The sequence below is a fragment of the Arthrobacter sp. 10N418 genome (assembly GCF_056394725.1).
In genome coordinates, this window is the sequence record NZ_JBFTIK010000013.1 from 201232 (window position 1) to 210930 (window position 9699).

Annotated in this window: 8 protein-coding genes; 5 read left to right on the forward strand and 3 right to left on the reverse strand. The window is 65.0% G+C overall.

Annotated elements, in window-relative coordinates:
* Positions 1-10: 10 nt before the first annotated feature.
* The 3 genes from AC1DCZ_RS12570 to AC1DCZ_RS12580 all read right to left on the reverse strand — a co-directional run bounded on the left by AC1DCZ_RS12570 (position 11) and on the right by AC1DCZ_RS12580 (position 3875).
* Complete coding sequence (locus AC1DCZ_RS12570; RefSeq protein WP_476974878.1) at positions 11-1312, reverse strand: extracellular solute-binding protein; 1302 nt, start codon at positions 1310-1312, stop codon at positions 11-13.
* Between the two features lie 71 nt (positions 1313-1383).
* Positions 1384-2421 carry a LacI family DNA-binding transcriptional regulator gene (locus AC1DCZ_RS12575; RefSeq protein ID WP_476974879.1) on the reverse strand — a complete coding sequence of 346 codons (1038 nt, stop codon included), beginning with the start codon at positions 2419-2421 and terminating at the stop codon, positions 1384-1386.
* A 131-nt stretch (positions 2422-2552) separates the two neighbouring features.
* Positions 2553-3875 carry a right-handed parallel beta-helix repeat-containing protein gene (locus AC1DCZ_RS12580; RefSeq protein ID WP_476974880.1) on the reverse strand — a complete coding sequence of 441 codons (1323 nt, stop codon included), beginning with the start codon at positions 3873-3875 and terminating at the stop codon, positions 2553-2555.
* 256 nt (positions 3876-4131) lie between these two features.
* Here AC1DCZ_RS12580 and AC1DCZ_RS12585 point away from each other — a divergent pair, with 256 nt between their 5' ends.
* From AC1DCZ_RS12585 to AC1DCZ_RS12605, 5 genes are all read left to right on the forward strand, one after another.
* A complete protein-coding gene (locus tag AC1DCZ_RS12585) occupies positions 4132-5451 on the forward strand; it encodes an ABC transporter substrate-binding protein (RefSeq protein WP_476974881.1) in 1320 nt (439 codons plus the stop codon).
* A gap of 56 nt (positions 5452-5507) precedes the next feature.
* On the forward strand, positions 5508-6458 hold the full coding sequence (locus tag AC1DCZ_RS12590; protein ID WP_476974882.1) for a carbohydrate ABC transporter permease: 951 nt from the start codon (positions 5508-5510) through the stop codon (positions 6456-6458).
* A complete protein-coding gene (locus tag AC1DCZ_RS12595; RefSeq protein ID WP_476974883.1) occupies positions 6455-7417 on the forward strand; it encodes a carbohydrate ABC transporter permease in 963 nt (320 codons plus the stop codon). Before AC1DCZ_RS12590 ends, AC1DCZ_RS12595 begins: the two co-directional genes overlap by 4 nt.
* A 2-nt stretch (positions 7418-7419) precedes the next feature.
* A complete protein-coding gene (locus tag AC1DCZ_RS12600) occupies positions 7420-9519 on the forward strand; it encodes a beta-galactosidase (RefSeq protein ID WP_476974884.1) in 2100 nt (699 codons plus the stop codon).
* A gap of 4 nt (positions 9520-9523) precedes the next feature.
* Positions 9524-9699, forward strand: a 176-nt coding sequence (locus AC1DCZ_RS12605; protein ID WP_476973959.1) for a DeoR family transcriptional regulator, incomplete at its 3' end; no start/stop codon positions are given.

The window sequence follows — 9699 nt, forward strand, 5'->3', positions numbered from 1 at the left end:
AAGTCGCCTGCTACTTCTGTGCTGCCAGTTGGTTGATCTTCTCAGATGCACCCTTGAACGCGTCATCGATGCCCTGGTTGCCGAAGATCACTGACTTGCCCCATGCATCACGGAAGGTCTGCCAGATCTGCACCGAGTTGGACACGTTTGGAACCTCCACGGTGCGGCCGGCCTCTTCGGCGAACTGCTTGTAGGCAGGGTTCTGGGTGAAGTAGTCCGCGTAGGCCGTCGTCAGATCCTTGCGCATCGGCATCTGGCCGCTGGCGGAGAGAAGCTTTCCGTCCTGCTCCTTGCTCGTCGCGAACTTCATGACCTCCCATGCGGTGCCCTGGTTCTTGCAGGCGGAATACATGGCGACGTTCTTCGCGTCCGAGAAGGTGGAGCCGGCGGACTGGGCCTGGGCACCCGGGACCGGAACCGTACCCCAGTTGACCTTGTCCTTGTACGTGGCGACGGCCCACGGTCCGGCCAGCGACATTGCGGCTTTGCCGTCCGCAAAGGAGTCACCCTTATAGGCTTCCTTGGAGGCCAGGTTTTCCTTGTACAGGGTTTGGAACATGGTGGCGACCTGCTTGCCCTGATCGCTGTCGAAGGTGGCCTTGCCATCCTTGAGCAGCGTGGTGCCGCCGGTGTTGGCGGCATAGAACGGGTAGAAGTCGAACCAGGACTGGTAGAAGTCACTCGCGGGAGAGGGCCACACGGCGTTGGCCACGGCGCCGGACTTCACGAGGGTGCGGGCCGTGTCCAGGAACTCGGCCTGCGTGGACAACTTCGGCTTCTCCGGGTCGAGGCCCGCCTTGGCGAAGAGGTCCTTGTTGTAGAACAGGACCACGGGGTTGGACTTCCACGGCAGCTGGTACATCTTGCCGTCCGAGGACTTGTACTGGTCCGCGAGGTCACCGGTGCGGTCCTTGATGTACTGGGCACCGTCCGGGAACGAATCCAGCGCGACCAGTCCGCCCTGCTTCTGGAACTGCGGCACGGCCACCGGTGCGGTGTTGAACACCAGGCACGGTGCGTTGCCGGCGGTGATGGCAGCCCCGATGACCTCCTCGGAGCTCTTGCCGGCCGGGATCTCCTGGGCGTCGACCTGCTGGTCCGGGTGGGCGGCGTTCCACGACGCCACCATGTCCTTGCCCCACTTCACCTCGAACTCGTTGTTGGAGTACCAGATCTTGATGGGGCCCTTGGCAGTGGTGGCGGAGGATGCCGCGCCGCCTCCGGTCCCGCCGCCGCAGCCTGCCAGGCCGGCTCCCATGATGGTGAGGGCGGCCACGGACAATACGCGCGTGGCAGTGGTAAAGCGCTTCATTGCGACTCCTTGGGAGGGGTTTGACGGGATTTGATGTTTACGGGGTTCGGGAGAAATCGGTGTGGCGGGACCTACGGGACCCGGCCGGCGTACCGGTCAGGCGCCGGACCGGTGGAGGCCCTGACCACCAGCCGGGGCGCCGGCAGCGTGGTGTCCTCGACGCCCTGGGCGCCGGCAAGCTGGCTCAATAGGACCTGGGCGGACACCCGCCCCCACAGCATCGGATCCGTGGCGAGGGTGGTCAGCGGCGGATTTAGGTACTGGGTGAACTCGGCGTTGTCATAGCCGGTGATGGACAGGTCGCCCGGAACGCTGAGGCCGAGGGACTGGGCGTAGGACTGGCCCGCCGTCGCCATCAGGTCATTGGCGTACACAATGGCCGTGGGGCGGTCGGTCCGCCGAAGCAGCTCGGCGGTGGCTGCGACGCCTCCGGCTGCGGTGAAGTCGGCAGCCGCGAAAAGGTCGGCCCGGAGGCCGGCGGCGGTCAGCGCGTCCTCCCAGGCCCCCCGCCGGCTCCGGCCATGGATGTATTCCTGGGCGCCGCCCACATGGGCTATGCGGGTATGTCCGAGGGCCAGCAGATGGTCGACGGCGGCTGCAATGCCTGCCGATTCATCCACGGACACCGCGGGGAACGGCGATGCGGCGTCCGGCCGGTTCAACGTCACGGCGGGAAGCTTGAGCTCGAGCAGCAGTGCGATACGGGAATCAGCGTGGCGGACGTCAGTGAGGATAACGCCGTCGACCCTGCCGTTGTCGGCGAGTTTTCGGTAGCAGCGTTCCTCGGCTCCGGGGGCGGTGGCGACGCTCAGGACCAGTGTGTACTCGTGCTCGGCGAGGGCGGTTTCGATCCCGGCGATGAAGGCAGGGAAGAACGGGTCCGTTCCGAGCAGGGAAGGATCCCTGGCGACCACTAGGCCCAGCGCGTAGGCCTTGGCCGAGGACAAGCCCTTGGCCCGGAGGTTCGGGGTCCAGCCGAGGTCCTTGGCTACCCTGAGGATACGGTCCCGGGTGTCCTGGCTGACGCCGGGCTGGCCGTTGAGGGCGTAGGAGACAGCACCCTTGCTGACGCCTGCCGCCTGGGCGACGTCGCTGATGGTGACTGCCATGGGCCGGTCCCTCCGGGTCAGGTCCAGCGCCGAAGTTTCTCGCTGAACCGGTTAAGTGATGTGCACTACTAAACCGGTTCAGCTGATACTTGTCAAGGGCGCCGGGAGTGGCGCGGAACTTCCGGCCGGGGTCAGCAGTTCGCCGGCTTGTACTCGTAGGCCCCCGAATCGGCCGCGCCGGCCCCCTGGCAGCCGCCACCCGGCGCCACCGTCCGGCCCTCCAGATCCTCGGGGAATCGGGCCGCCCCGGCCCGATCAACCGCGGGGCTGGCGCCCGTCAAATGGAGGTCGGCGGGCGCATTTACAAAGCCCGCCGGCGCGGTGGTCGACGTGCCGTCAGGGGCAACATTGCTCGGGCCGTTGATCACGTTCTGCTGTTCCGTCCAGCCCGAGCCGTCCATCCACAGGGCGTTCCGCACCGCCACCAGGATGTTCGCCCTGATCACCGTGGAGGCCGGGCAGGATCCGTGGCAGACGACCGCCTGGGAGTCGGCCCCGTCCAGCCAGACCGTGTTGTACTCAAAGGTGGTCCCGTTGGTCGGGCCAAAGGGCGACGACGGTCCCCGCGCGATCAGGCCCATGGCCTGGGAGCAGTCGGCCCCGCAGGTGGCCTTGATCAGGTTGTAGCTGTAGGTGTTGGCGTCGGCGGCCCTCCCGGAGCGCCCTATTTCCGAGAAAACGTTGTTGTCCACGCTCACGTTGTGGTGGATTTTGTTGCGGCTGCCGTTGAATATTTCAAACGCACTGCCGTCGCGGCCGAAATCAAAGGACGCCGCCGAGGAGCCGGTGACGGTGTTGCCGGAGAACTCGTTATCGCTGCCGTTAATGAGCACGCCGAAGGCGCCCGAATCATCACTGCACTGGACGGCCTGCGCCGTTCCGCAGCCCGTCCCCTGCGTGTTGACGTTCATGACATTGTTCCCGGCCAGGGTGTTGTGCGTGTACCTGCCGAAATCAGAACCGTCGCCCACCTTGAGGCCCACTGCATTGCGGGCCGCGGCGGAGTTTGTGACGCTGACGTTGTCGCCGTAGACACTGAAGCCGGCGTATCCGCACGCCGCAGCGCGCAAACCGTCCACCGCGATGAAGCTTCCGTTGAGCCGCACACAATTTCCCGCCTCGCCGCCGGTGATCAGGGGCAGGTCCCCGCTGCCGTAGCTGTTGAGGGTGATCACGGAACCGGGGGTGCCGTTTTGATCGACAACCACTCCGCCGGTCCACGTATCGCCCCTGCGGAAACTCACACTGTCTCCGGGCTGCAGGACTGTGCTGTTGATTTTCGCGAGTGATTGCCAGGGCGAGCCGGGCGACGTGCCCACGTTGCCGTCGTTTCCTTCTGCACTCAGGTAGTAGGTCGTGCCGGGCGCCGATGCCGTCAAAGAGGCCCCGCCGAGCAGTCCGCCCAGCGCCAGCAGGACCATCAGCACGGCTGCAGTTGTGGCCTTGATCTTCATGGTTGCACCTGGACTGGAACGTGGATCCGGGACTGTGGGTGCTGCCGCAGCAACGCGGGCCGAGTCGACACCCTGAAAGGCTTAACCGTAGGGGTGCAGCGCGGGCGTAGTCAACGGTGCGCCCGTCCTTGTGCAGGACGAAAGCGGCGACGGCTAATGTTCTTTTTTGCCTCTTGACGTTCTTTATTGTGCGATTATGATAGATAATTATGTGAGCTGCTTCACATCGCCAGCGTTTGCTTTCAAAGGAGAAATCATGACCCTGCACGAAGACGCCCTGCTCCGAGCATCGAGCCAGGGCGGGTGGGACCGGCGGACGCTGCTCAAGACGTTCGGGGCCGGCGCGGTAGCCCTGGCAGGCATTCCCCTGCTTACAGCCTGCACGGGCGGCAGCACCCCGTCGGGCAGCGCCGGTGCCAAAACGGCGACGTTCGGATCGGGTTCCTCGGATGAGGTCCCCAAAGCTGCTTACAAGGCCGTCACCGATGCCTTCGAAAAGAAGTCCGGCGTCAAGGTCACCACCAATGTGGTGGCCCACAATGACTTCCAGAACAAGATCAACACTTACCTCCAGGGCAGCCCGGACGATGCCTTCACCTGGTTCGCCGGCTACCGCATGCAGTACTACGCCGGCAAGGGCCTCCTCGCGCCGATCGACGACGTCTGGGAAAAGGTCGGAGCGAACTACTCCGACGCCCTGAAAAAAGCCTCGACCGGTGCCGACGGAAAGATGTACCTGATTCCGAACTACAACTACCCGTGGGGTTTCTTCTTCCGGAAGAGCCTCTGGGCAGAGAAGGGCTACGCCGTACCGAAGACGTTCGATGAGCTCAAGACCCTCTGCGCCAAGATGAAGGCCGACGGCCTGATTCCGATCGAATTTGCGGACAAGGACGGCTGGCCGGCGATGGGCACGTTCGACTACCTGAACATGCGCCTCAACGGCTACCAGTTCCACATGGACCTTACAGCCCACAAGGAGAGCTGGGACCAGAAGAAAGTCAGCGATGTTTTCGATACGTGGAAGGCGCTGCTGCCGTTCCAGAACCCGAACGCCCTCGGGATGACGTGGCAGGACTCCGCAAAATCCCTCGCCGATAAGAAGTCCGGCATGTACCTGCTCGGTTCCTTCCTGACCCAGCAGTACACGGACAAGGCCGTTGCCGACGACATCGATTTCTTCCCGTTCCCCGAGGTCGCGATGGAGGGCCAGGACTCGATCGAGGCCCCCATCGACGGTCTCCTGCTCTCCAAGAAGGGCGGCCAGAACCAGGCCGCCAAGGATTTCCTGGCGTACCTCGGCACTCCGGAAGGCCAGGACGTCTACGCTGCCGTGGATTCATCGAACATCGCCACGGCCAAGGGAGCGGACACTTCCAAATTCACCCCGCTGACCAAGAAGCTGGCCGATTCAATCAGCGGCGCGAAGAACATCAGTCAGTTCTTTGACCGTGATGCCCTCCCCGCGATGGCGAACAACGTGATGATCCCGGCGCTGCAGTCCTTCATCAAGGACGGCAACGTCGACGTGAAGAACCTCGAAGCCCAGGCCAAGTCCCTGTACGCCGCCCAGTAGCGACGCGCCGCCCGAAACGCATGTCACAAGCGCAGGTCCGAAAGCAAGGAAATCCCATGAGTGTCTCTACCAGTCCGTCCGCGCGGGGGCGCGATGCCGTCGCTGCCCCCGCGCGGCGGGTCCGGCGGCTCTCCAGCCGCGACAAGGTGGTGCTCGGCGTCATGGTGGGCATCCCCACCCTGATCCAGCTCGTCCTCGTCTGGATCCCCACCCTCATGTCCGTCGGGCTGTCTTTCACCCGCTGGAACGGGCTCGAACTTACCGATATCAAGCCCGCCGGCGCCGGGAACTACCAGTTCGTCTCCCAGGACTACCCGCCCTTCTGGCCCGCCGTGCAGCACAACGTGCTGTGGCTCGTGTTCCTGGCACTCGTCGCGACGCCCTTGGGGTTGCTGCTGGCCGTACTGCTGGACCAGAACATCCGCGGCAGCAGGATCTATCAGAGCATCTTCTTCACCCCGGTCATGCTCTCCCTGGCCCTTATCGGCGTCATCTGGCAGCTGTTCTACAACCGGGACAGCGGTCTGCTGAATTTCCTGCTCGGCACAGCGGGTACCCCCCACGCGGTTGACTGGTTCGGCGATTCCAGCATCAACATCTGGGCAGCCCTCTTTGCCGCGACCTGGCGGCATGCCGGTTATGTCATGATCCTGTACCTGGCCGGCCTCAAGGGCGTCGACCCGACCCTCCGCGAAGCCGCCCAGATCGACGGCGCCAACGCCGTGCAGACCTTTTTCCGGGTGGTCTTCCCGGCCATGCGCCCGGTCAACGTCGTCATCATCGTCATCACCGTCATCGAATCGCTCCGGGCCTTCGACATCGTCTACGTCATCAACCGCGGCACCAACGGCCTGGAACTCATCAGCGCCCTGGTTATCCAGAACCTGGTCGGCGAAGGACAAGTGATCGGAATCGGTTCGGCCCTGGCCGTGATCCTGCTGGTCATCTCCCTGATCCCCATCACGTTCTACCTGTCCCGCGCCTTCGGAAAGGACAAAGAGGCATGAGCATCGCACATCCCACCGATGCCTCCGCAGCAGGCACCCCGGCAAGCGCCCGGCCGGGCCGGGCCCGCCAGGGCCGGGCGCGGGCGGCCCAGGCCGCGAACAACAGGCAGGGCAAAAGGCACTACGGTACCCACATCTTCCTGATCGTGATGGCAGCCGTCTGGCTGGTCCCGCTCGTCTGGGCGGTTTTCACGGCGCTCCGGCCCAAGGCCGACACGGACAAATACGGCTACTTCAGCGTCGACGGCACCTTCAACTTCGACAACTTCGCCCAGGCGTGGACGCAGGGCGGCTTTGCCCAGTTGTTCTGGAACTCCGTGCTGATCACCGTCCCGTCCGTGATCCTGATCCTGCTTTTCGCGTCCATGATGGCGTTCGCTGTCAGCCGGGTGAACTGGAAGTTCAACATCACGCTGCTGATCATGTTCACCGCCGGGAACCTGCTGCCGCCGCAGGTCCTCGCGGCACCGCTCTTCGAAATGTTCAAGCACTTCGAACTCCCGTATGCCTTCAGCGATTCCGGGAACCTGCTCAATACCTACATCGCCGTGATCGCAGTGGACACCGCATTCCAGATCGGCTTCGTGACCTTCGTGCTTTCCAATTACATGAAGGCCCTCTCGCCCGAACTGACGGAAGCCGCGCTGGTCGATGGCGCCGGCATCTGGCGCCAGTACTGGGACATCATCCTGCCGCTCTGCCGCCCGGCGCTGGCCGCCATGGGCACACTCGAGGTCATCTTCATCTACAACGACTTCTTCTGGCCCCTGCTCTTCATCCAAAGCGGCGACCGCCTCCCGGTAACGACCGCCATCAACAACCTCCAGGGCCAGTTCCTCTCGAACTACAACCTGATCGCAGCCGGCGCCATGATCACCGCTGTTCCCGCCCTCATCATCTACCTGCTCCTGCAGCGACACTTCGTGGCCGGCCTGACGCTCGGCTCCAGCAAAGGATAAACGTGGACTTCAACAACACCGCCGCCATGGACTACATCACCGCCCGCCTCGGCTCCGAGGGATCCCCGATGCTGGCGTTCGGCGGAGACTACAACCCGGAGCAGTGGCCCGAGGACACGTGGGACGAGGACGTCCGGCTGATGCGGGAGGCCGGCGTCAACCTCGTCAGCGTCGGTATCTTCAGCTGGTCGCTGCTGGAACCCTCCGAAGGGGTGTACGAGTTCGGCTGGCTGGACCGGGTCCTGGACCTGCTCCATGCCAACGGCATCCGCGTGGACCTGGCCAACGCAACCGCGTCCCCGCCGCCGTGGTTCAGCCACAAGTACCCCCAGTCCCTCCCGGTCACGGCCGACGGCGTGCGGCACAGTTACGGTTCCCGGCAGGCGTTTGCTGCCTCCAGCCCCGACTACCGCCGGGCTGCGGCGGCACTGACCGAGCAGATCGCCGGCAGGTACAAGGACCATCCCGCCGTCGTGATGTGGCATGTGCACAACGAGTACGGATGCCACAACCAGCCGGACTACTCGGACAGCGCCGCGGCCGGCTTCCGGACCTGGCTGGAACACCGTTATGGGACGCTCGAGGGACTCAACGCGGCGTGGGGCACCGCGTTCTGGTCGCAGCGCTACTCGGCGTGGGAGGAAATCCTGCCGCCACGGACCTCGGGCACCTGGGTAAACCCGACCCAGCAGCTGGATTTCGCCCGCTACTCCTCGGACGAACTGCTGGAGTGCTACAAAGCCGAGGCCGCGATCATCCGCTCGCACTCACCGCTCCCGGTCACCACGAACTTCATGGGCTTCAACATGGGCCTGCACCAGCCGGTCGACTACTGGCGCTGGTCCGAGGAGATGGACGTCGTCTCCAACGACCACTACCTCATTGCCGAGGATCTGCGGAACTTCCAGGAGCTGGCCGCGACGGCCGACCTGACCCGCGGCTGGGCCAAGGGGAAGCCCTGGCTGCTCATGGAACATTCGACGTCAGCCGTCAATTGGCAGCCCCGGAACATCGCAAAAGCGCCCGGCGAAATGCTGCGCAACTCCATGCAGCATGTGGCCCGCGGCGCCGACGGCGCGCTCTTCTTCCAGTGGCGGGCCTCCCGCGCCGGGGCGGAGAAGTTCCACTCCGGGCTGTTGCCGCACGCCGGGACGGATACCAAGGTGTGGCGGGAAGTGGTCCAGCTGGGACAGGCGCTGCGCAGCCTGGCCGAAATCAGCGGCTCGCGGGTCACCGGCGGATCCGGGCGCGTCGACGTCGCCATTCTCCATGACACCGACGCCCGCTGGGCGTCGGAACTGGATTCGCACCCGAGCGTGGACGCCTCCAACATCGCGGAAACCCGGCGCTGGCACGACGCCTTCTACCGCGCCGGCATCCCCACCGACTTCCGCCAAACCACTGACGACCTCTCCGGTTACCGGATTGTCGTGGCCCCCCTGCAGTACCTCGTGACCGACGCCGGAGCGGCAAACCTGGATGGTTATGTGCGCTCCGGCGGCCACCTCGTCGTCACGTATTTCTCCGGGATCGTGGACGAGAACGACCACATCAGGCTCGGCAGCTACCCCGGCGCGTACAGCGGTTTGCTCGGCGTGCGGATGGAGGAGTTCTTTCCGCTGCGCGAGGGGGAATCGGTCCGGCTCAGCACCTTCGGCACGGGTACGCGCTGGAGCGAACTGGGGTCGGCAACGACCGCCGAGGTCCTCGCCGCCGTCGACGCGGGCCCGGTCGCCGGCTCACCGGCGGTGACCCGCAACCGGGCAGGAAGCGGCCGCGCCTACTATGTCGCCACGACGCTGGCGCCGGAGGGCCTGAGTGAGCTGCTGGCCGTCATTTGCGCCGACGCGGCGGTGCTCCCCCTCATTACCGGCCTTCCGGCCGACGTCGAGGTCGCCCGGCGCAGCAAGGACGGCACGGACTGGACCTTCTGCATCAACCACGGAACGGACGAGGCCAAGCTACCCCTGGCGGGCTTTGAGGTCATCAGCGGGGAAGACCTCGACGGCGGCCTCAGCCTCGCCGCCGGCGCGGTCGCCGTCATCCGGTCCCGCACCTCCGTCCCGGCGGGCACCTCACGCCAGTCCGGCCACGAAGGATGAAAAGATGTTAGCCGCAGCCCGCCACTCCGCGATCCTCGCGGAGGTCCAGCGCGAACGCATCGTCCGGGTCGCGGACCTCGCCCGGATGCTCGGGGTCTCCCTCATGACCGTCCGGCGCGACATCGAGGCCCTCGACGCCGCCGGCGCACTGGAGAAAATCCACGGCGGCGCCAAACTCCC